The following is a 22,645-nucleotide window of genomic DNA, read 5'->3' as shown; positions in this document are numbered from 1 at the left end:
CCGCGGTCAGCCGAGCAGTGCGTGTCCCGCCGTGCGCGCGAGGATGCCGACGCCGGCGCCAAGTGCGGCCGGCTTCCACACCCCCGCGACGCGCCGGCCGGCCGAGATGAGCACCGCAACGCCCGGAACGTCCAACGGGTGGATCAGGAAGCCCGCGCTGCGGTTGAGCATGCCGACGCTGGCGGACCCCGCCCGCAGCATGTCGTCCATCACGCCCATCATGGCCGTGCCGCCCGCGAGGTATTTGGTCAGGGTAGGCAGGATCAGCGCCGGGTCGATCGACACTGCGGTCAGGGCCGGGGCGAGGACTCGCGTGAGCAGGTCCACCGCGCCGCTCGTGCGCAGGGCCATCACGGCGACGAGGGAGAGCACGAGCATGGGGATCGCGCCCACGGCGATTTTGAAGGCTTCGGCGCCGGCACGGTTGATGACGTCGAGCACGCCCTTGGCGTCTTCGGCGACGCGATGATGCAGGGTCTCGTCGAGTTGCCCTTCGACGGCGGACAGCCCGCGGGCGAAACCGTGGTAGGTGACGGCGGCGGCGACGAGGCCGCCGACAACCGACAGCGCGAGGGTCAGCCCGAAGTCGAGCCCCATCGCGATCATCGGAAAGGCCGCGTTGGCCTGGGCCATCGCCATCACCATTGCCAGCGTCGCGGCGAGATGGCGGTCGGAGGCGCCGCGGCTCTCCATCATCGTCAGCGTTGCGATCGGCGCGGCGAAGCTGACGAAATTGATCTGCAGCGCGGCAAACACGCCCAGTCCCGTCAGCCCGGCCGGACGCAGCGCGGGGGCGAGCACGTGCACGAGGCGGTCGAGCACGCCCTTCGCCTCGAGCAGGCGCATCAGCGACAGCATGACGACCATTACCGGCAGGAGCACGAACAGGGCGAGTTCGACGGCGGAACGCCCGGCACGCAGGATGATGTCGGTGATGATGTCCATGTCGGTGGTCCGGATTGTGCAGTGCGGCGAATTCTACCGGAGCGAGTGGTCGGGATGCGGGGATTGCCCTTGCGCGGCGTCGGAGGCTATTGTTCGAGTTCAAACAATCAGGGCGAACGAGGAGACGGGCATGACGATGGTGGAGACGGCGCGCGGCACGGTGTACGAGTGGCAGCGGGACCACATGGGGCACATCAACGTGCGTGCCTACCTGGATCTCTTCGATGCGGCCTGCTGGCAGTTCTACGGCATGCTCGGGCTGGGGCCGTCGCGGCTGCGCAGTGGCGAGGTCAAGCTGGCGGCGGTGCAGCAGAACGTCAGCTACATGAAGGAGCTATACCCGGGCGATACCGTGTACGTGCGCACGGGGGTGATGGAGATGCGCGAAAAGGTCGTCCGGTTTCGCCACGAACTGGTGAGCGTGGAAAACGGCGAGCTGTCGGCGGTATGCGAATTCACCGCCGTGTGCCTGAACCCGGAAACGCGCCGTTCGCAGCCCTTTCCCGCCGATGTCGCGCTGCGCGCGGAAGGGCTGATGCTGCCGGCCGAGGGCTGACCACGGCGGCTGAAGAAAAACGGCACCGCATGTGCGGTGCCGTTCGTGTAGTTGCGGGCCGGACGCGAGATCCGGCCCGCAAGGCGAGACTCAGCCCTGCGCCTTCTTCACCTGGCGCCACTTGTGCAGCAGCGGTTCGGTGTAGCCGCTGGGCTGTGCGCAGCCCTTGAAGATCAGGTCCTTGGCTGCCTGGAAGGCGACCGACTTGTCGAAGTCGGCAGCCATCGGCTGGTACAGCGGGTCGCCGGCGTTCTGTTGGTCGACGACGGCTGCCATGCGCTTGAGCGTTTCCATGACCTGCGCCTCGTTGGTGACGCCGTGGCGCAACCAGTTGGCGATGTGCTGGCTGGAGATGCGCAGCGTCGCACGGTCTTCCATCAGGCCGATGTTGTTGATGTCCGGCACCTTGGAGCAGCCCACGCCCTGGTCGACCCAGCGCACGACGTAGCCGAGGATGCCCTGGGCGTTGTTGTCGAGTTCCTGCTGGATCTCGGTGGCGCTCCAGTTCGCGGTGGCCGCGACCGGCACGGTCAGCAGGTTGTTGAGCAGCGTGTCGCGCTCGGCGGCGAGGCTGATCTTCTCCATCTCCTGCTGCACGGCCTGGACGTCGACCTGGTGGTAATGCAGCGCATGCAGGGTTGCGCCGGTCGGCGACGGCACCCAAGCGGTCGTGGCGCCGGCCTTCGGGTGGCCGATCTTCTGCTTCAGCATCTCGGCCATCAGGTCCGGCATCGCCCACATGCCCTTGCCGATCTGCGCCTTGCCGCGCAGGCCGCAGTCGAGGCCGACCAGCACGTTCTGGCGCTCGTAGGCCTGGATCCACGCGGAGCTCTTCATGTCGCCCTTGCGGATCATCGGGCCCGCTTCCATTGCGGTGTGCATTTCGTCGCCGGTGCGGTCGAGGAAGCCGGTGTTGATGAAGGCGACGCGCGATTCGGCGGCCTTGATGCAGCCGGCGAGGTTCACCGAGGTGCGGCGTTCCTCGTCCATGATGCCAACCTTCATCGTGCTGGCGGGCAGGCCCAGCAGCTGCTCGACACGGCCGAAGAGTTCATCGGTGAAGGCGGCTTCGGCCGGGCCGTGCATCTTCGGCTTCACGATGTACATGCTGCCGGTGCGCGAGTTGTTCTTCAGTTTCAGGTCGCGTAGCGAGATCAGGCCCGTGACGACGCCGTCCATGACGCCTTCGGGGATTTCCGCGCCGTCGGCAAGCAGGATGGCCGGGTTGGTCATCAGGTGGCCGACGTTGCGGATGAAGAGCAGCGAGCGGCCGTGCAGGCGCAGCGTGCCGCCGTTGGGCGCGGTGTATTCGCGGTCCGCGTTCATCCGGCGCTCGACCGTCTTGCCGCCCTTCTCGAAGCGCTCGACGAGGGTGCAGGTGATCAGGCCCAGCCAGTTGCGGTAGGCGAGGACCTTGTCCTCGGCGTCGACCGCGGCGACAGAGTCCTCGCAATCCATGATGGTCGAGATCGCGGCTTCGACGAGCACGTCCTTGATGCCGGCCGCGTCGGTCTTGCCGATCGGGTGGTTGCGGTCGAACTGGATCTCGAGGTGCAGGCCGTTGTTCTTCACCAGCACGGCCTTCGGTGCGGCAGCGTCGCCCTGGAAGCCGGCGAACTTCGATGCGTCGGCGAGGCCGGTTCTGGTGCCGTCCTGCAGCGTGACGACGAGCTTGCCGCCTTCCACGGCGTAGCCGGCGGCCTTGGTGTGGTCGCCCTGGGCGAGCGGGGCGGCCTGGTTCAGCACGTCACGCGCGAAGGCGATCACACGCGCGCCGCGCGCCGGGTTGTAGGAGGAGCCGGCTTCGGCGCCGCCGTCCGAGGGGATCGCGTCGGTGCCGTAGAGGGCATCGTACAGGCTGCCCCAGCGCGCGTTCGCGGCGTTCAGCGCGTAACGGGCGTTCATGATCGGCACGACGAGCTGCGGGCCGCATTGTTCGCGGATCTCGATATCGACGTTGGCGGTCGTGACCTTGAAGGGCGCGGGAACCGGCTGCAGGTAGCCGATTTTCTCGAGGAAGGCGCGGTAGGCCGGCATGTCCTGGATCGGGCCGGGATGGGCACGGTGCCAGTTGTCGAGTTCGACCTGCAGGCGATCACGCTCGGCGAGCAGTGCCCGATTCTTCGGCGCCAGTTCGTTGGCGAGCTCGCTGAAACCCTTCCAGAATGCGCCGGCGTCGATGCCGGTGCCGGGCAGGGCTTCAGTTTCGATGAAACGGTGCAGTTCGGCGTCGACCTGCAGCTGATGGCATTGGATTCTTGTGCTCATGGTTCCTCGCTCTTCAGATGAGATAGGTTTTGTAGAAATAGTAGATGGTGAGGACGCTGCCTACCCCGATGATGAAACGCCTCAGCCACATGGCCGGGACCTTGCGGGCACCGACCGCCCCCCAGTAACCGCCGATGGCGGCCGTGACGATCATGACCAGCGTGTGCGGCCAGCTCACGGCGCCGGCGGCGACGAAGGTGACCACGGCGACGCTGTAGATAATGGCCGACAGCCAGTTCTTCAGTGCGTTGATGTCGTGGATGTCGCGGTGCCCCTGAATGGCCAACGCGGCGATCATCACGATGCCCATGCCGGCGCCGAAGAAGCCGCCGTAGATCGACACGCCGAGCTGGAACAGCAGGCCGCCGACGCTGCCGTGCGAGGGCCCCTCTTCGGCGCGCAGGCGCAGGCGGGCGAGGAGCGCCGAGATCTGTCCGCTGCCGGCGAACATCACGGTCGCGACGAGCAGCAGCCAGGGGATCAGCTTGGAGAAGGTGTCGTCCTTGGTGGACAGCAGCAGCAAGCCGCCGGCGATGCCGCCGACGAGCGCGACGAGCGACAGTGCGGCGAGTCCTTGGCGGAAACGTGCGAGTTCCTTGCGGTAGGCCCAGGCGCTGGACAGGCTGGCGGGCCACAGCGCGACCGCGTTGCTGGCGTTAGCGACCACGGGCGGCACACCGATCGCCAGCAGGGCAGGGAAGGAGAAGAAGGTGCCGCCGCCGGCGACCGAATTCATCGCGCCCGCCATCGCGGCGGCCAGTCCGATGATGAGAATTTCGCTCGCGGACATCAGCGGGCAGCCTGGGCGCAACGCGCCTGCACGAATTCGACGATGTCGGTCAGGCGCTGGCCGACTGCGGTGGGTGTGACGCCGAGTTCTTCCGTCGGCAGCTGGGCGCGGTTGATCCAGAAGGTCGTGTAGCCGAACCAGGTCGCGCCGGCGGCGTCCCAGCCGTTCGAGGACACGAAGAGGATTTCCTTCGCCGGCACGCCGAAGGCGTCGGGCCCCATCTGGTAGGCGGCGTCGGAAGTCTTGTACTGGTGCACGGCGTCGACCGACAGCACGTGATCGAACAGCCCGGTCATGCCGGCGCTTTTGATCGCCACGTCCAGCATCTGCGGCGTGCCGTTCGACAGCACGGCCATCGGCAGGCCCAGCGCGCGCAGCGCCTTCAGCGCGCCGAGGTTCTCCGGGAAGGGCGACAGGCAGGCATACTGGTTCATCAGCTGGCGGCGCTGCGAATCGGTCATCGCCAGCCCGAGCTTCTTCGCCGAATAAACGAGGCCGTCCGCGGTGATCTCGAGGAAGGGGCGGTAGCGCCCGGACAGCGTGCGGATGAAGGAGTATTCGATCTGCTTCAGGCGCCACAGCGCGGTCAGCGCCTCGCCCTTGCCCGGGAAGAGCTGTTCCGCGAGCGCGCCGACGGAGTACACGTCGAACAGCGTGCCATAGGCGTCGAAGGCGACTGCACGGATGCGCTCGGAAGGTTTCATGCGGGGTTCCTGGTGTAGTTCGTTGCGCCTTGCGTGGCCGGCATCGCTGCCGGCCACGTGGACGTCTGGACGTTGGGGTAGCGTCTCCTCCACCCTTCGTTGAGGATGAAGTGTATTGAAGTCATGTATAAGACTGAATACTCTGTCAGGTCAATTGATCTTTTACTAAAAGTATAAAATGGATGCGTTTAAACAGGTCGAAACCTTCGTCAGTGTCGCGATCAAGGGCAGTCTCTCGGCAGCAGCCCGGGCGGAAGGTGTCACCCCCGCGGTGATCGGCCGCAGGCTCGATGCGCTGGAGCAGCGCCTGGGCGTCAAGCTCGTGACGCGCACGACGCGCAGCATCTCGCTCACCTTCGAGGGCGCGGCCTTCCTCGAGGACTGCCAGCGCATCCTGAATGACCTTGCGAATGCCGAAGCCTCGGTGAGCCTGGGGGGCGTGAAGGCGAGCGGCCATATCCGTGTGTCTGCGCCGGCCGGCTTCGGGCGGCTGCATGTCGCGCCGCTGCTGCGCGAGTTCCTGGAGATGAACGCGGACGTGTCCTGCACGCTGGACCTCACCGACCGCGTCGTGGACCTGGTGAATGAGAGCATCGATTGCGCGATCCGCATCGGGGAACTGCCGGACTCCAGCCTCGTGTCGATCCGCCTTGCGGAGAACCGCCGCGTGGTGGTCGCCAGCCCGGCCTATCTGGCGCGTCATGGCTCGCCGGCGGCACCGCAGGATCTCGCCGCGCACAACTGCCTGTCACTCGGCCAGCAGCGCGGCTGGCTGTTTTGTGGAGAGAAGGGCGAGACGCTCTCGGTGAAGGTGAGCGGGCGGCTGGAATGCAATGACGGCGCGGTGCTGCACCAGTGCGCGCTGGCCGGTGACGGGCTGGCGTGGCGTTCGCTGTGGGAAGTCGACGCCGACCTGAGGGCGGGGCGCCTGGTGACGGTGCTCGACGAGTTCGCCGCGCCCACGATGGGGATCTATGCGGTGTTCCCGCAGCGCAAGCGCCTTGCGCTGCGGGTGCGCCTGTTCATCGACCACCTGAAGAACCATTATGGCCGCCCGGACTACTGGGTGTCCTCACCACCGGCGATCGCCGCGCCGTCGATCGCCGGTGGCGCTGCCTGAACGGCTTTCAGGCCGCCTGCCCGAGCCGACGTCCCCGCCAGCCTGCATGCGGCAGGCGTACACGTAGCAGGGGTACATGTGGCATGAGTACTTCAGGGCAATCGCATGATCGGCCGGGCTTCCCCTGGCTCCGATTTTCGGCTGAAGCCGTTCCCGAGGGCGGACTTCACTGCGTCCACGGACTCTGGTGCAGCCTTGCGGGGCTTCATGCGATTGCCGTGCAGGGTACTTGTACGAAGCGAAACCGTGCTGTATATTCCCGGCTCTTCGCCGTTGTAGCTCAGTTGGTAGAGCAACTGATTCGTAATCAGTAGGTCGAGTGTTCGATTCACTTCAACGGCACCATTGATTCAGGCAAAAGGCCAGCCCTTCGGGGCTGGCCTTTTGCTTTCCGGCCCTTGCGAGCGCCCCCGCTCGGGCTGCCTGAATCTCCGGTGGCCGCGCTGGCGGTCCGCGGGCCGGACGGGCGTTATCATTGAAACTTTCGTCATCACGGTGGTGACTTTGGTCACTGATTCGGAAAGGGCAGGAAATGTTCGGAGACTGCGAGCGCGAGCTCACGCATACTCGCCAGATCACTTGCCGCGCCTATCGCCGCAAGGACGGCCTGTGGGAGATCGAGGCGACGGTGGTGGACGAGAAGGGCGAGGATGTGCCGTTCCGTTCCCGCGAGCCGGTGCATGCCGGCGAATTCATGCACCACATGGGCATCAATTTCCTGATCGACGACAATTTCACGATCCTCGACGTACGGGCCGCGATGCAGGTGACTCCCTGGACGGCGTGTCGGGAGGCGGTGGATGCCTACCGCCGCCTGATCGGGCTGCAGATCGGGCCGGGCTTCGGGCGCCAGATCCGCGAGCGCATCGGCAGCGAACAGGGCTGTGTGCATCTGAGCGATCTGATCACGCAGGTCGGCAACACCTACACGCAGGCTTCGTGGCCCGAGCGCGTGGCGCGGCAGATCGCCATCGACCCGGATCCGCGGCGCTGGCCGGATTCGCGCGCGGTGGCCTTCGTCGGCGAATGCCTCGCGTGGAAGCGCGACGGCGAGCCGCTGCGGGGGGAATACCCGGAACTCGCACAGCAGTGAGGCCGGCCCGGCGTCCACGCGGATCAATGTGAGCAGCATGTCCAAGGCCGGCTGCGGGGCCGATGAAGGTTACGCGGGCAAGTTGAGCCGTCTCGACAGGGGCGGATCGGCGGTCTAGGCTGATTCGGGTGCGGCCGTTTCGTCGCCGTGCCGTTTGCGGTGGGGATGCAGCATGCCGACGCCAGTGTCCGATCCTTCACGCACGGTGGTCGCTCTGCGGCCCGACCGGGAAATCCTCACGCGGCAGCGTCTCCCGTATTTTGTCGGGATCTCCGGCGAGACGGCCGGCAGCCGCGGGCTGTCCATGCACATCGTGGTCATCCCGCCGGGCGGCGTCGCGGCGCCGCATCGGCATCGCGGTTACGAGACCGCGATCTATGTGCTCGAGGGGCGGGTCGAGACGCGTTTCGGGCCCGGCCTGCGCGAGCGGGTCGTGAGCTGCGCGGGGGAGTTCCTGTTCATCCCGCCGGACATCCCGCATCAGGCGTGCAACCTTAGCGACACCGATCCCGCACGGGCGATCGTCGCACGCAACGATCCGGCGGAGCAGGAGAATGTCGTTCCCTACGACCCTGCCGAAGATCCCGGTGCGGACAGCGACTGAACCGGTTTCGGGCGGGGGCGCGTGCCGTCGCTGCAGTGCAGGGCGCAGGGTGCGCAATTCTTTCCTACGATGAGGTCTACCCGCCAGCGAGGGCGCGGGGCGGGGTGTGGCGCGCCCGGGATGTGGCGGACCGCATCGCGGTGCAGTGCATGTCAATGCACATTCACTGGGCGGGGGCTGCATCAATGCGGTGCGATTTCGTGCGGAATTGGCGAGAGCCGCGCGCAATTGTGCTTCTGGTCCGGGGAGTTTCACCCTGGCATGGTCTTCGCTGATGTCCGATGAATCGCTACCGGATCGAATCATCATGACGACGCTGTTTTTCGACGAAATGCATGACGCGGACGCCGGCACGCGCACGCACTACGGTCCGTTCGAAACCTGGGCGCGCGGGCTGCCGCCGGGCGTGATGGCGCGCAAGCGGGCCGAGGCGGACCTCGCGTTCCGCCGCCTGGGCATCACCTTCGCCGTGTATGGCGAGGAGGCCGGCACGGAGCGGCTGATCCCCTTCGACACCATCCCGCGCATCATTCCCAATGCGGAATGGAAGACGCTGCGCGCCGGGCTCAAGCAGCGCGTGAAGGCGCTGAACATGTTCCTGGGCGACATCTACAACGGCCAGGACATCCTGCGCGCGGGCCGCATCCCCGCCGATGAGGTGCTCGATAACGCGCAGTTCCGCCCGGAGATGAAGGGTTTCAAGGTGCCCAACGGCATCTATGCACATATCGCGGGTGTGGACATCGTGCGCGCGGGGGCGGGGGAGTTCTACGTGCTGGAGGACAACCTGCGCGTGCCCTCGGGCGTGTCCTACATGCTGGAGAACCGCAAGATGATGATGCGGCTCTTCCCCGAGCTCTTCGCGCAGCAGAAGATCGCGCCGGTCGAGCACTACCCCGACCTGCTGCTGGAGACGCTGCGTGCGGTGGCGCCGGCCGGCGTGGATGATCCGACGGTGGTCGTGATGACGCCGGGGGCATTCAACTCGGCCTACTTCGAACATTCCTTCCTCGCCCAGCAGATGGGCGTCGAGCTCGTCGAAGGCCGCGACCTGTTCATCGACCACGACGCCGTCTACATGCGCACGACCTGCGGTCCGAAGCGCGTGGACGTGATCTATCGCCGCATCGACGACGACTTCCTCGATCCTCAGGTCTTCCGGCCGGATTCGATGCTGGGCGTGCCGGGCCTGCTGAAGGCTTACCGCGCCGGGCGCGTGACGTTGTGCAATGCGATCGGCACCGGCGTCGCGGACGACAAGTCGATCTACCCCTACGTCGGCGAGATGGTGCGCTTCTACCTCGGCGAGGAGCCGATCCTCAACAATGTGCCGACCTGGCGCTGCCGCGAGAAGGACGACCTGCGCTACGTGCTGGACCATCTGCCGGAGCTCGTCGTGAAGGAGGTGCATGGCGCGGGCGGCTACGGCATGCTGGTCGGGCCGGCGGCGACGAAGGCCGAGATCGAGCAGTTCCGCGCGGTGCTCGCCGCGCACCCGGACAAGTACATCGCGCAGCCGACGCTGGCGCTGTCGACCTGCCCGACCTACGTCGACAGCGGCATCGCGCCGCGCCATATCGACCTGCGGCCCTTCGTGCTCTCGGGCAAGGAGGTTTCGCTGGTGCCGGGCGGGCTCACGCGGGTGGCGCTGCGCAAGGGCTCGCTGGTGGTCAATTCCTCGCAGGGTGGAGGAACCAAGGACACCTGGGTGCTGGAGAACGGCCATGCCGAACCGCAGCGCTGAGTCCTGCCGTCTTCGCCCCCCGACCACGACCGCCGCGCCGGAGCCCCGATCATGCTGAGCCGTACCGCCGATCACCTCTACTGGATGGCCCGCTATTCCGAACGCGCGGAAAATCTCGCGCGCCTGCTGGACGTCAATTATCAGATGTCGCTCGTGCCGCACGACGCGGAGACCGAGCGCAGCAGTTGGAACGCGATCATCGCGCTGAACAGCCTCGAATACGCCTACGCGAAGCGGCACGACGAGGCCACCGCGACGAAAGTGCTGCACTTCATGGTGCGCGACGAGACGCACCCATCGTCGATCTACAGCTGCCTGCGTGCGGCGCGCGAGAACGCCCATGCGGTGCGCGGCACGCTCACCGCGGAGATGTGGGAGACGATCAACGAGACCTGGCTGCAGCTGCGCGACCAGAGCTTCGCCGAGATCCATTCGGGCGGAATCGCGGCCTTCTTCGACTGGGTGAAGCAGCGCGCTTCGCTGCTGCGCGGGGCGATGTTCGGCACGATGCTGCGCGACGAGGCCTTCCAGTTCATCCGGCTGGGGGCCCTGCTCGAGCGCGCCGACAACACCGCGCGCATCCTCGACGTGAAGTATCACGGCCTCCCCGGTGCGCAGCAGAGCCAGGGAGACGACCTCGTCGACGCCAACGATTACTACCACTGGGGCGCGCTGCTGCGCTCGGTGTCGGCCTTCGAGGTGTATCGCAAGGTTTATCGCGACGTGATCACGCCCGAGCGCGTCGCCGAACTGCTGATCCTGCGCGAGGATCTGCCGCGTGCGCTGCATTCGTGCATGGAAGGGGTGGTCGAGATCCTGGACAAGGTGCGCAACAGCCGCTCCGACGAGACCGTGCGCCGCGCCGGCCAGCTGTACGCGACGCTGCGCTACGGCCGCATGGACGCCATCTTCGAGCGCGGGCTGCACGCGTGGCTGGACGATTTCATCGACTCGATCGGTGACCTGAGCGTGCGCATCAGCGAGGACTTCCTCGTCGGCGCCTGAGCCGGGCGGGAAGCGTGTGAGCCGCCGCGGCGGGCCACCTCCGGCCGCGGCACCAAGCGAGCAAATGCCATGACCTACTGTGTCGCGATGCGCCTCGAAAAGGGGCTGGTGTTCCTGTCCGACTCGCGCACCAACGCGGGCGTCGACCACATCAACACGTTCCGCAAGATGCGCGTCTGGCAGCGGACGGGCGAGCGTGTGGTCGTGATGTGCACGTCCGGCAACCTGTCGGTGAGCCAGTCGGTCGTGAACATCATCAGCGAGCGGCTTGCGCTCACCGATTCGGCCAACCTCTTCAACGCGCCCAACATGTTCGAGGTGGCGCGCCACGTCGGCGACGTCGTGCGCGAGGTGCACCGGCGCGATGCCGACGCGCTGCACGAGTTCGGTGTCGAGTTCAACGCCTCGCTGATCGTCGGCGGCCAGATCTTCGGCGAGGCGCCGCGGCTCTTCAACGTCTATGCCGCGGGCAACTTCATCGAAGCCACCGAGGACACCCCCTACATCCAGATCGGCGAATCGAAGTACGGCAAGCCGATCATCGACCGCGTGCTGCGTTACGGCTCCACGCTTGCCGATGGCGCCAAGTGCGCGCTGGTGTCGATGGATTCGACGATCCGCTCGAACCTGTCGGTGGGCCTGCCGCTCGATCTGTGCGTCATCGAGCGCGACGCGCTGACCGTCAAGTCGCACATCTCGGTCAACCAGGACCACGCCTACTACGCACAGATCCGCAGCCAGTGGGGCGAGCGGCTGCGCGAGGCCTTCGCCGAACTGCCGAACCCGGACTGGCTCTGAGCGCGCCGCGTCGCTGCGGCCCGCCCGGCATCTACAACAAGATCACAAACCCGAACGTCGCCGGCGGCTCGTCCGGCGACGTCCCGACAATCCGCGGAGATCCAGCGTGTCGATCCACGTCGCCCTGAACCACGTCACCCATTACAAGTACGACCGCCCGGTCCGGCTCGAACCGCAGGTCGTGCGCCTTCGACCGTGCCCGCACAGCCGCACGCGCATCCTGTCGTATTCGCTGAAGGTGCTGCCGGCCACGCACTTCATCAACTGGCAGCAGGATCCGCAGAGCAACTATCTCGCGCGCCTCGTCTTCCCGGACAAGACGCGGGAGTTCCGCGTCGAGGTCGACCTTGTTGCCGAGATGGCGGTGCTGAACCCGTTCGACTTCTTCCTCGAACCCGAGGCCGAGGAATACCCGCTCGCGTACAACGCCGAACAGCGCATCGAGCTCGCGCCCTACCTGCACCGCATGAGCGTCGGCACGGGGCTGGGCGAACGCTTCGCCGCGTATCTGGGGGCGATTCCGCGCGACAAGCGCCGCACCGTCGACTTCCTCGTCGACCTCAACGCGCAGTTGCAGCAAGACGTCGCCTACCTGATCCGCCTCGAGTCGGGGGTGCAGACGCCCGAGGAAACGCTCGAGCAGGGCAGCGGCTCGTGCCGCGACTCGGCCTGGCTGCTGGTGCAGCTGCTGCGCCATCTGGGGCTCGCGGCGCGCTTCGTGTCCGGCTACCTGATCCAGCTCGCCGCCGACGTGAAATCGCTCGACGGCCCGAGCGGCCCCGAGGCGGACTTCACCGACCTGCATGCGTGGTGCGAGGTCTATCTGCCCGGCGCGGGCTGGATCGGCCTCGATCCGACCTCCGGCCTCTTCGCCGGCGAAGGCCACATCCCGCTCGCGTGCAGCCCCGAGCCCTCGTCGGCCGCGCCGGTCAGCGGCGTCATCGAGGAATGCGAATGCGATTTCGACCATGCGATGAAGGTCGAGCGCATCCGGGAGGCCCCGCGCGTCACCAAGCCCTACACGGAAGAGCAATGGGTGAGGATCGAGGCCCTGGGGCACGCGATCGATGCTGAACTCGCGGCCCACGACGTGCGCCTGACGATGGGCGGCGAGCCGACCTTCGTCGCGGTCGACGATCCCGATGGGGACGAATGGAACACCACCGCGATGGGGCCGACGAAGCGCCTGCGCGCCGCCGACCTCTACCACCGCCTGCGCGAGAAATACGGCGCGCAGGGGCTGATGCACTTCGGCCAGGGCAAGTGGTATCCCGGCGAACAGCTCCCGCGCTGGTCGTTGAACGCTTTCTGGCGCCGCGACGGCGAGCCGATGTGGCGCGACGCCGCGCTGTACGGCGACGAGCGCAATCCCGCCGGCGCCGACGCCGCGGCTGCGAACCGCTTCCTCGCCGGTGTTGCCGAGCGGCTCGCGCTCGACCCGAAATACGTGTTCGACGCCTTCGAGGACGTCTTCTACTACCTGTGGCGCGAGCGCCGCCTGCCGGCCAACGTCGACCCCTTCGATGCCCGGCTCGACGACCCGCTCGAGCGCGAGCGCCTGCTGCGCGTGTTCTCGCACGGGCTGCCGAACGCCGTCGGCGTCGTGCTCCCCATCGCGCGTGACCCCGCCGGGCAGTGGGTCAGCAGCCCGTGGTTCCTGCGCTCCGGCCGCTGCTATCTGATCCCGGGCGACTCACCGATGGGCTACCGCCTGCCGCTCGACTCTCAGCCCTGGATCAGCAAGCGGGATTATCCCTACCTGCATCAGCCCGACCCGACGCAAGTCTTCCCGCCGCTCGCCACGCACGCCGAACTGCGCCGCCAGCTGTGGGACCGTCCGGCGCGCACCGGGGTGGGCGAGGGCGCGGCAGCCGCGGCCATGCGCGTCCCGGGCAAGCACGAATCCGCCACGGAGATCACGCGCACCGCGATGTGCGCGCAACCGCGCGAAGGCACCCTGTACATCTTCATGCCGCCCACCGGCGCGCTCGACGACTACCTCGCCATCGTCGCGGCGGTCGAGGCCACTGCCGCGGCGCTCGGCCAGCCGATCATCCTCGAAGGCTACGAACCGCCCTCCGACCCGCGTCTCGCGCACTTCAGCATCACCCCCGACCCCGGCGTGATCGAGGTCAACATCCACCCCGCCGCCAGCTGGGACGAACTCGTCGAGCGCACCACCCACCTCTACGACGCGGCGCGCGAGTCCCGCCTGTCGACCGAGAAATTCATGCTCGACGGCCGCCACAGCGGCACCGGCGGCGGCAACCACTTCGTGCTGGGCGGCGCCACCACCGCCGACTCGCCCTTCCTGCGCCGCCCCGACCTGCTCCGGAGCCTTATCGGCTACTGGCACAACCACCCCTCGCTGTCCTACCTCTTCTCCGGCCTCTTCATCGGTCCGACTTCGCAGGCGCCGCGCATCGACGAGGCGCGCAATGATTCGGTGTACGAGATCGAGGTCGCCTTCCGCGAGCTGGAGCGGCAGATCGGCCTCAGTGGACAACACTCCGAGCAGTGCCCGCCCTGGCTCGTCGACCGCCTGCTGCGCAACCTGCTCATCGACGTCAGCGGCAACACCCACCGCGCCGAGTTCTGCATCGACAAGCTGTATTCGCCCGACGGCCCCGCCGGCCGCCACGGCCTGCTCGAGCTGCGCGCCTTCGAGATGCCCCCGCATGCGCGCATGTCGCTTACCCAGCAGCTCCTGCTGCGCGGGCTCGTTGCGCGCTTCTGGCAGCAGCCCTACGCCCCGGAGCGCCTCGTGCGCTGGGGCACGGAGCTGCACGACCGCTACATGCTGCCGCACTTCGTCGCGCAGGACTTCGCCGACGTCATCGCCGAGATGAACGGCTTCGGCCTGCCGATCCGCGAGGAATGGTTCGCGCCGCATTTCGAGTTCCGCTTTCCCAAGGTCGGCGACTTCGCCGTGCGCGGCGTCGAGGTCGAACTTCGCCACGCCCTCGAGCCCTGGCACGTGATGGGCGAGGAGGGGGCCGCCGGCGCCACCGTGCGCCACGTCGACTCCTCGCTCGAGCGCCTGCAGGTCAGGGTGAGCGGCATGGCGCCGGACCGCTACGTGCTGGCGGTCAACGGCACGGCGCTACCCTTGCAGGCGACCGGCACCGTTGGCGAGGCCGTCGCCGGCGTGCGCTACCGCGCATGGCAGCCGGCGTCCTGCCTGCATCCGACCATCGGCGTCGATGCGCCGCTGGTGTTCGACCTCGTCGACACCTGGATGAAGCGCTCGCTCGGCGGCGCCCAGTACCACGTCGCCCACCCGGGCGGACGCCATCACGACACTTTCCCGGTGAACGCCTTCGAAGCCGAATCGCGCCGTCTGGCGCGTTTCTTCCGCATGGGCCACACGCCGGGCAGCCGTCCCGTGGATATCGAACCCGTGCGACGCAACGCGGAGTTCCCCTTCACGCTAGACTTGCGGGGAGTTCCCAAGGCCAGCTCCTGACCCCGACGATGCCGCACCAGCTGCTCTCGCTCTACGCCCGCCAGTCCGGCCGCTACGATGAAATGCTCGCGGGGGCGGAGCATTTGCGGCCGCACTGGCAGGCGCTGTTCGAGGCGCTGGACGTCTCGACGCCCGACCAGATGCGCGCGCGCCAGGCTTTCGTCACCGAGCGCATCCGCGAGAACGGCACCACCTACAACGTCTATGCCGACCCGCAGGGCGCCGACCGGCCGTGGACCCTCGATCCGCTGCCCTTCATCCTCCCGGCCCACGAGTGGGCGCAGATCGATGCCGCCATCGCCCAGCGCGCGGACCTGCTCGATCAGGTGCTCGCCGACCTCTACGGTCCGCAGAACCTGATCCGCAGCGGCGCGCTGCCCGCGGCGCTGGTCTACGGCCACAACGGCTTCCTGTGGCCCTGCCAGGGTACGCGCCCGCCCTCGGGCCATTTCCTGCACGTCTATGCGGCCGACCTCGCGCGCTCGCCCGACGGTCGCTGGTGGGTCATCGCCGACCGTGCGCAGGGCCCCTCGGGCGCCGGCTACGCGCTCGAAAACCGCCTGATCGTCTCGCGCCTGTTTCCGGAGCTCTTCCGCGACCAGCGCGTGCATCACCTCGCGGATTTCTTCCGCCACCTGCAGGACAGCCTCGCGCGCTGGGCCCCGGTCGATCCCGGCGAGACGCCCTTCGTCGTGCTGCTCACGCCCGGCCCCTACAACGAGACCTACTTCGAGCAGTCCTACCTCGCGCGCTACCTCGGCTTCCCGCTCGTCGAAGGCCAGGACCTCACCGTGCGCGGCGACTCCGTGTATCTGAAGACGCTCGCCGGACTCAAGCGCGTGCACGTGATCCTGCGCCGGCTCGACGACGACTACGCCGACCCGCTCGAACTGCGCGGCGACTCCTCGCTCGGCGTGCCCGGCCTCGTCGAGGCGGTGCGCGCCGGCCGCGTGCTGATGGCCAACGCGCTGGGCAGCGGCGTGCTGGAATCCTCGGGCCTGCTCGCCTTCCTGCCCAAGCTCGCCGAACACCTCCTCGGCGAGCCGCTCGCGATGCCGGCCGTCGCCAGCTGGTGGTGCGGCGAAGCCCCTGCGCTCGACTACGTCATCGAGCATCTCGCCGAACTCGTCATCAAGCCCGCCTACCCCTCGCAACGCCTGCAGCCGGTGTTCGGGCGCGACCTCGACGCCCGCGGGCGCGCCCACTGGGTAGAACGCCTGCGCCATCGCCCGCACGCCTATGTCGGGCAGGAACTGGTGGAGCTGTCGCAGGCGCCGGTGATGCCCGACTCCGGCAGCCCGACCCTCGACCGTCGCCTCGTCGCGCGCGCGATCGGCGTGCGCGTCTATGCGGTCGTCACACCCGAGGGCTGGCGCGTGATGCCCGGCGGCCTCACGCGCGTCTCCGGCAGCGGCGACGTCGACATCCTGTCGATGCAGCGCGGCGGCTCGTCGAAGGACACCTGGGTCCTGTCCGAGGCCCCGGTGAGCCAGTTCAGCCTGCTCAAGGGCGAACTCGGCGCGGGCGACATCGTGCGCGCCGGCCCCGAGATCGCCAGCCGCAGCGCGGAGAACCTGTTCTGGCTCGGCCGCTACGCCGAGCGCGTCGAGAACAGCGCCCGCCTGCTGCGCTTTGCCAGCGACCGGTTGAACGAGGAAGGCGATGCGGCCGCGGACGCGGGCGTGTCCGGGAAGGCGGTGCGCGGCGAAGGCGCTCGCGAGCTTTTCGGGGAGCCGGGCGCCCTCGCCACCGCCGTGGGCTACTGCGAACTCTTCGGCCTGCTCCCGCCCGCCGATGAGCGCTCCGTCGCGCGCCGCCTCATCGAAGCTGCGCTCGACGAAAACGTCCCCGGCAGCCTCGCCTCCACGCTGCGCCGCGCCGTGTGGGCCGCCACGCAGGTGCGCGACCGCCTCTCCCTCGACCACTGGCACTCCCTCAACCGCCTGCACGACATCCTGCGCCGGCAGCGCCCCGACGGCGCCTCGCCGGCCGACATCGGCGCGCTGCCCTCGACGCTGGACCGCGTGCTGCTCGCCTGCGTCTCGCTGTCAGGCTTTGCGATGGACGAGATGATGCGTGACAGCGGCTGGCGCTTCCTCATCCTCGGCCGCCGCATCGAGCGCCTGCAATGCCGCAGCCGCATCGTTGCGCATTTCCTGGAAGCCTGTGGCGGCCAGCCGGCCGGCGTCGATGCCTTGCTGGAACTGTCCGACTGCGCCGAAGCCTATCGCCAGCGCTACCTGCGCACGCCCGATATGCTGCCGACGCTGGACCTCGTCGTGTTCGACACCGACAACCCCCATTCGGTGGCGTTCCAGGCCGACATGCTGCTGCGCTACCTCGAAGTGCTGCAGCGCGACCTCGCCGCATCGGGGGTGGCAGAGGGGGCGGCAGGCTACGGCATCCCGCCGTTCCGCGAGGCCGTCGGCGCGCTGAATGCGTTTTCCCTGCATGCGATCGAACACAGGCTGCCGGGCGGGACACCGGCGGTGCAACGCCGCACCGCCTGCGCCGGGTGCAACGAACTCGCGCGCCTCCTGCGCGTCGCGCACGACGCTTCGGCAGCGCTGTCGAACCGCATCGCCGAGCGCTTCTTCACCCACGTCCGCCCCGCCGCGCGCATCCTTTCCGCCTGACCATGCGCTACCACGTCCTCCACACCACCGAGTACCACTATTCGCAATCGGTGCAGACCGCGCGGCATCTCCTGCACCTCGTCCCGCGTCCCGTCCCATGGCAGATGCTCGAACGGCAGGCGCTGCGCATCGACCCCGAACCGACGACGCGGGCGCACGGCATCGACGTCTTCGGCAACCCGGCTGACCGCATCGAATTCGCCGCCTCGCACGACCACCTGCGCGTCGAAAGCGAACAGACGCTCACGGTCGCCCCACGCCCGTGGCTTGCCACGCCGACCGACGGCCCTGTCTGGGAGAAGGTGCGCGACGCGCTCGACTATCACGCGAGTCCGCTCGGGGATGCGATTGCCGGTGCCCAGCGCATGCGTTTCGAATCACCGGGCGTGCGCGTCAAGCGCGAACTCGAAGCCTACGCTGCCCCCTCGTTCGCCGCCGGCCGTCCGGTGATAGACGCCGCCCGCGACCTCATGCGCCGCATCCACGCGGAGTTCCGCTACGACCCCGAGGCCACCGAAGTCGGCACCTCCGTTGTAGAGGTGCTGGAAAACAGGCACGGCGTCTGCCAGGACTTCGCCCACCTCATGATCGGCTGCCTGCGCTCGCTGGGCCTCGCCGCACGCTACGTGTCAGGCTACCTGCGCACCGACCCCCTGCCGGGGCAGGCATTGATGACGGGCAGCGACGCCTCGCACGCCTGGGTCGCGATGTTCGTCCCCGAAATCGGCTGGATCGAATTCGACCCCACCAACGACTGCCTCGCCGACGAGCGCCACATCGTCCTCGCCTGGGGCCGTGACTTCGGCGACGTCTCGCCGATCCGTGGCGTGATCCAGGGGGGCGGCGAGCACACCTTGAAGGTCGGCGTCACCGTGACCCTTGTCGAAGCCGGTAACTGATCGGGGTTCACGGTACCGCAGCCGGTGAGGCACGGGACCGCCTCCGATCAGTCTTGCGCCGGGGATACGCAACTGTTCATGACGTCGTCGTCACATGCAACCGCACCGTCGATCCGGTACCAGTGCGCGACGGGATCGCCTGCGCATTCCATGGTCACGGTTTTCCCCGATTTGATCTCGGTCGCTGACACTCCGGCGGATCCTGCCGGGTTCTGCATCTCGTCATGGTCGTCGTGAATCACGTAACGGTATCCGACATTCGAGAAACTCAGCGAGACCTGATCAGTATCTGGCCGGAAGTAGTGATAGTAAGAAAACTGACCCGGGGAGTTTCGGCGAGAAGCCGGATACTCCAGTTCGACAGCGCCTGCTTTGCCGAACCGATAGATGACATATCCGTCATCCGGTTTCTGCAGAAGGTTTCTCGACGTGCAAACCGACACCACTTTGGTCGATCGCTTGAGTCGGCAGGAAAATACGACATCCTCCGCTTGGGTGCAAAGGCTGGGTGAAGTGCCGGCAAGCACGGTCGTGGGCAGGAGAATGAAGGCGATGAAATGTCTCATTGGTGAGGGTAGGCGGCTCAGCAAATGCGTGGCGCGGTATCTTGAGGTAGTCCGCGTCTGAAGCGTTCGAACAGGTAGATTTCCTGCGGGATCAGCGGTGTCATGCGGTCAGAGCTGGGGGGCGGATTGGTCGGGTGACCATTGCCAGAAGGTGTTGCCGTAATCGCCACCGAGCGCGGGCATGATCTCGCCCTGCTTGAACCAGCGGCGCGAATTGGCTTGGGCTGGCGTGAACCACCATCCTGCTTCGGGGCAGGGCTGGCCCGCGGGGACGTTGGGGCGGCGGCGTTCGCCGACGTCGCTCGACGCCTCTTCTCCGGGAACGCCCCCGCCGCTGTCGGCTACGCGCTCGACCAGCGTCCAAACGGTATCGACCTCGCTGATGTTTTGCCCGGTCTTCGGGTCATAGCCCACCGACGTGGACGTTGCATGGGGCCCCGCGTAGAAGAATTGGGCGCAACTGTCGTCCGCGTCGGGCAGATAGACGCCGGTGACAGTGACCGGTTCGTCGGTGGCGACGCGGACTGCAGGGTTGAGCCGGTAGATGGGCCAGGTCGGCGGGGCATCCAGCGGGCCGCGACTGTCCAAGTTGTAGCGCGAGGATAAGCTACCCTTGATCCAACCTATAAATGCGGTAAACGCGATGTTGCTGGCGTAACGACAAGCGAGTTTTCCGGATTCAGAAAATCGAAAGGCGTATGGTTCGGGCATCCAGTCATACGTGTAGTCCCGTCTCTGACCGGCGAAGGCGGTGTTGACATTGCCTGCCATCTCGATGGCAGACGGGTCGCCGCGCAGCAGGCCAAGATAGCCGACTTCCACCATTTGGAGGGTGTCGCGGAAATTGGGCAGCACAACGCCGCCCCAGGTGATGTCCGGCTGCTGCCAGCGCGGGCGGCTGCGGTAGTTCGGCGGCAGGGTGAGCATGACGTGAGCGAGCGCCTCCTCGGCGGCCTGCACGGTCTCGGCAAAGGCGTCCCGCAGCTTCCTGAAGTAGTCTGCGCTGGTATAGCGTTCGATCAGGTAGATTTCCTGCGGGATCAGGGGCGTCATGCGATCAGAGCCGGGGTGCGGATTGGTCCGGTGACCATTGCCAGAAGGTGCCGCCGTAGTCGCCGCCGAGGGCGGGCATTACCTCACCCTGCCGGAAGTAGTGCCGGCTGTCCGCTTTTGCGGGCGTGAACCACCAGCCTGCTTCAGGGCACGGGTGTCCAGCGGGAACGTTTGGGCGCGGCTTCGAACCTGAGCCTTGTGTAGTAGCAATGACCTCCGCCGGCAGTTCGTCTTTCCAGTTCGGGGGCCAGTCGATGGGACCGGTCAAGTCGGTGTCAAATATGTCGTCGCCATCCCACGCATCTTCTACGGTGATACGAATGTTCTCTTGAATGCGCAGCATTTTCCCAACAAGCTCGTTCAGCCTTTTCCGTTCTGCATCAGACAGTTCTTGATATTCGTTTACTCCGGCGTAGTCCATGCCGCGGTTGAAATTGTAGGAAATGGTAGTGGTCCAGCCGGTTTCTTTTCCCGCCTTCCATGAAGTTCGTGGAATGGTTCCGGGTTTGGAGATCCGATCCAGGTTGAAGAATACTGGGCTGATCATGCCCCGGTAATCGCTAGGGTGGCGTTTTTGCAGCGCGGGATCAGACCAATGACGTTTCAAACTCGTGAGATAGTCCTCGTGGAGACGTAACAACTCCTCGTGGTACTCCCACGACCCGAATTTCTGTTTGAGCCATGCCTTGCGCATCTGCTTTTCTGTTTTCGCTGTCATTGGTAGGCGAGTTGTCGTGAGTTTTGGGGAGGAAGAACGGCCTGATCGAGCGGGATGTTCTCGAATAGCAGGCTGTCAACATGAATGATGTTGCCGCGGCTGCCATCCGCATTGACTACCGTGGGATCGTAGTCCCTGAAGTTGGTCGGTTTGCGATCACTGATGAAGCCGTGCTTCTTGAGTATTTCCATCTGCTTCGGGGCGAAGTAAAGTTGTTCGGAACCTCCCGGTAGATGAAAATTGTCGGGAACAGTTCTGCCCGTGTTCGGGTCGGTGTATTCGTAACGCTGGGAGGCGGCTGGACCCTCCCAACCCTTGAGCGAAGGATTGTCGGGGTCTTTCGACAACTCCTGCCACACTGGATGTCCTTTCGGCGGGACGGTTAGCTCGACGTAGCTTCCATCTTTGTTCCAACCCTCCTTGACCGCAGCGCCAGCTCGCAGTTGCCGGCCGTCCTCGGGAAGCTCACGGGTCCAGAACGCCCCCCAGTCCGAATATGGTTCCGCGTCGTGGGCGACGACCCGAACAATTTTGTCGCCGGGGCGAAGGTCGGCCTTGCGTAACTCAGAGAAAGTATCGTAGCTACTTGTTGGACGCCCTCTGAAATCAGGGGCCGTCAGATCTGGGTAACCCTCTTCGGTAGCTCGGTGGTGTTTGCGCCAATCCTTGGCCTTTAGCTGAGGGTTTTCAAGGATGGTCTCCCCCTCATGAAACGGCTTCGCGCCAACCGGAATCCCTTTGTTATTTACGTACTTGAATTCTTGACGGTGCTTGGGAACGTGGAATCGGACGATCCTACGCTCCGCCAGACGACGAGTATTGCCTGGTTCAGGCGTCGCACTGCGACCGCTTCCAGGGTGGAGATTTTCCGGGATTGCGCGTTTGACCTTCGGTGCCGTCTGGCCGCTGATGATTACATGGTTCGTTTGTGTAGCGGTTCGGAGATCGCCGGCCAGAAGCGCTGAGAGGCGATTATCCATCTCCATGAGAGCCTGCGGGATCATCCTGCGGCCCGTGGCGCGTAATTCTTCGAGCTGTTTGATGAGAATGGGGCAATAGGCAATCGCTTGCATCATGCGAGTGCGGCCAGGCAGCCAATGCGGAAGGGAGTCGGGAGGCAGCTTGCTCAATCGGGTTTGGAACCCCCGTACCAGATTCGCGAGTCTGTCGATCTGCCCGTTCAGGCCATCGACGAGTGCCTGTCGGTAGCGGCTGAACTTGATCTCGCCGAGCGCCTTGGCGGCATTGCCGTAGCCGTGACCTTGCAGAAATTCGAGGATGGCCCGCAGGCCGACACCGCCTTTCTTCACCAGCATGAGAGCCACGGCGCGCAGGAAGCCGCCCAGCTCCGCTCCGACCAAGGCGCCGACGCCCGCCACGACTGCACCGAGGACCGTGATGATCAGGGGCAGCAGCATCGCAGTGAGCAGAATCCACTCGTCGACGTTTTCGCGCTTCTCGGGATACTTTGCCAAGCGCACGATGACAGCGATCAGGTCGCGCAAGGTGATGATGCTGCCAACGCCCGGCACAAGCCCGGCCAGCGCATCGCTGACCACCTGGCTGGTCGATCGGTCGTCTTCCCATTCCCCGAGGACGACACCGCGCAGCCACTCCCAAGCGTCGCCCAGGCCGTCCCAGGTGCGGTCGAGGATTTCTTCCATGATTTGTATTCGCGTT

General features: G+C 66.4%; 18 protein-coding genes and 1 tRNA gene. 11 read left to right on the top strand and 8 right to left on the bottom strand.

All coding sequences use genetic code 11. The features are described from left to right. Nucleotides 1-6 precede the first annotated feature (6 nt). On the bottom strand, nt 7-945 hold the full coding sequence (locus F464_RS0115790; RefSeq protein WP_018990807.1) for a nucleoside recognition domain-containing protein: 939 nt from the start codon (nt 943-945) through the stop codon (nt 7-9). Nucleotides 946-1,075: 130 nt separating this feature from the next. On the opposite strand from F464_RS0115790, the gene F464_RS0115785 reads away from it, so the two are divergent. After that, a complete protein-coding gene (locus F464_RS0115785; RefSeq protein ID WP_018990806.1) occupies nt 1,076-1,501 on the top strand; it encodes an acyl-CoA thioesterase in 426 nt (141 codons plus the stop codon). A gap of 90 nt (nt 1,502-1,591) precedes the next feature. Here F464_RS0115785 and F464_RS0115780 read toward each other — a convergent pair whose 3' ends face one another. The 3 genes from F464_RS0115780 to F464_RS0115770 are packed head-to-tail and all read right to left on the bottom strand — an operon-like array spanning nt 1,592 to nt 5,263. After that, nucleotides 1,592-3,769 carry a malate synthase G gene (locus F464_RS0115780; RefSeq protein ID WP_018990805.1) on the bottom strand — a complete coding sequence of 726 codons (2,178 nt, stop codon included), beginning with the start codon at nt 3,767-3,769 and terminating at the stop codon, nt 1,592-1,594. A gap of 13 nt (nt 3,770-3,782) precedes the next feature. Next, nucleotides 3,783-4,559 carry a sulfite exporter TauE/SafE family protein gene (locus F464_RS0115775; protein WP_018990804.1) on the bottom strand — a complete coding sequence of 259 codons (777 nt, stop codon included), beginning with the start codon at nt 4,557-4,559 and terminating at the stop codon, nt 3,783-3,785. Continuing rightward, on the bottom strand, nt 4,559-5,263 hold the full coding sequence (locus F464_RS0115770; RefSeq protein WP_026296052.1) for a haloacid dehalogenase type II: 705 nt from the start codon (nt 5,261-5,263) through the stop codon (nt 4,559-4,561). Before F464_RS0115770 ends, F464_RS0115775 begins: the two co-directional genes overlap by 1 nt. A 178-nt stretch (nt 5,264-5,441) precedes the next feature. Between F464_RS0115770 and F464_RS0115765 the strand changes: the two genes are divergently transcribed. The 10 genes from F464_RS0115765 to F464_RS0115720 all read left to right on the top strand — a co-directional run bounded on the left by F464_RS0115765 (nt 5,442) and on the right by F464_RS0115720 (nt 18,628). Next, nucleotides 5,442-6,383, top strand: coding sequence for a LysR family transcriptional regulator (locus tag F464_RS0115765; protein WP_018990802.1), 942 nt, complete (start codon nt 5,442-5,444; stop codon nt 6,381-6,383). Nucleotides 6,384-6,652: 269 nt separating this feature from the next. Further along, a tRNA-Thr gene (locus tag F464_RS0115760) sits at nt 6,653-6,728 on the top strand. A gap of 187 nt (nt 6,729-6,915) precedes the next feature. Beyond that, on the top strand, nt 6,916-7,476 hold the full coding sequence (locus F464_RS0115755) for a DUF2889 domain-containing protein (RefSeq protein ID WP_018990801.1): 561 nt from the start codon (nt 6,916-6,918) through the stop codon (nt 7,474-7,476). Nucleotides 7,477-7,648: 172 nt separating this feature from the next. Continuing rightward, the gene (locus tag F464_RS0115750) at nt 7,649-8,080 is read left to right on the top strand and encodes a cupin domain-containing protein (protein ID WP_018990800.1); all 432 of its coding nucleotides are present in this window, start codon (nt 7,649-7,651) and stop codon (nt 8,078-8,080) included. 307 nt (nt 8,081-8,387) lie between these two features. Next, complete coding sequence (locus tag F464_RS0115745) at nt 8,388-9,824, top strand: circularly permuted type 2 ATP-grasp protein (RefSeq protein WP_026296051.1); 1,437 nt, start codon at nt 8,388-8,390, stop codon at nt 9,822-9,824. A gap of 51 nt (nt 9,825-9,875) precedes the next feature. Further along, on the top strand, nt 9,876-10,829 hold the full coding sequence (locus F464_RS0115740) for an alpha-E domain-containing protein (RefSeq protein ID WP_018990798.1): 954 nt from the start codon (nt 9,876-9,878) through the stop codon (nt 10,827-10,829). Between the two features lie 69 nt (nt 10,830-10,898). Then, the gene (locus F464_RS0115735; RefSeq protein ID WP_018990797.1) at nt 10,899-11,627 is read left to right on the top strand and encodes a proteasome-type protease; all 729 of its coding nucleotides are present in this window, start codon (nt 10,899-10,901) and stop codon (nt 11,625-11,627) included. A gap of 106 nt (nt 11,628-11,733) precedes the next feature. Next, on the top strand, nt 11,734-15,093 hold the full coding sequence (locus tag F464_RS0115730) for a transglutaminase family protein (RefSeq protein WP_018990796.1): 3,360 nt from the start codon (nt 11,734-11,736) through the stop codon (nt 15,091-15,093). Nucleotides 15,094-15,101: 8 nt separating this feature from the next. Beyond that, nucleotides 15,102-17,729: a circularly permuted type 2 ATP-grasp protein gene (locus tag F464_RS0115725; RefSeq protein ID WP_018990795.1), complete on the top strand. Its 2,628-nt coding sequence runs from the start codon at nt 15,102-15,104 to the stop codon at nt 17,727-17,729. A 2-nt stretch (nt 17,730-17,731) separates the two neighbouring features. Then, nucleotides 17,732-18,628 (top strand): transglutaminase family protein, encoded by an 897-nt coding sequence (locus tag F464_RS0115720; protein WP_018990794.1) that lies wholly within the window; start codon nt 17,732-17,734, stop codon nt 18,626-18,628. A 47-nt stretch (nt 18,629-18,675) separates the two neighbouring features. Here the strand turns inward: F464_RS0115720 and F464_RS29985 are convergent, their stop codons facing one another. The 4 genes from F464_RS29985 to F464_RS0115700 form a co-directional block, all read right to left on the bottom strand. Further along, complete coding sequence (locus F464_RS29985) at nt 18,676-19,194, bottom strand: hypothetical protein (protein WP_018990793.1); 519 nt, start codon at nt 19,192-19,194, stop codon at nt 18,676-18,678. 108 nt (nt 19,195-19,302) lie between these two features. Continuing rightward, nucleotides 19,303-20,247, bottom strand: coding sequence for a hypothetical protein (locus tag F464_RS28790; RefSeq protein WP_018990792.1), 945 nt, complete (start codon nt 20,245-20,247; stop codon nt 19,303-19,305). 4 nt (nt 20,248-20,251) lie between these two features. Next, nucleotides 20,252-20,965, bottom strand: coding sequence for a hypothetical protein (locus tag F464_RS0115705; protein WP_026296049.1), 714 nt, complete (start codon nt 20,963-20,965; stop codon nt 20,252-20,254). Further along, nucleotides 20,962-22,629 (bottom strand): hypothetical protein, encoded by a 1,668-nt coding sequence (locus tag F464_RS0115700; RefSeq protein ID WP_020614789.1) that lies wholly within the window; start codon nt 22,627-22,629, stop codon nt 20,962-20,964. The genes F464_RS0115705 and F464_RS0115700 overlap by 4 nt, the downstream gene beginning before the upstream one ends. Nucleotides 22,630-22,645: the final 16 nt, after the last annotated feature.

The sequence above is a fragment of the Aromatoleum toluclasticum ATCC 700605 genome, from assembly GCF_000378245.1.
Lineage (GTDB): Bacteria > Pseudomonadota > Gammaproteobacteria > Burkholderiales > Rhodocyclaceae > Aromatoleum > Aromatoleum toluclasticum.
The sequence above is the reverse complement of the archived record's forward strand: the minus strand, read 5'-3'. Positions and strand labels throughout refer to the sequence as shown.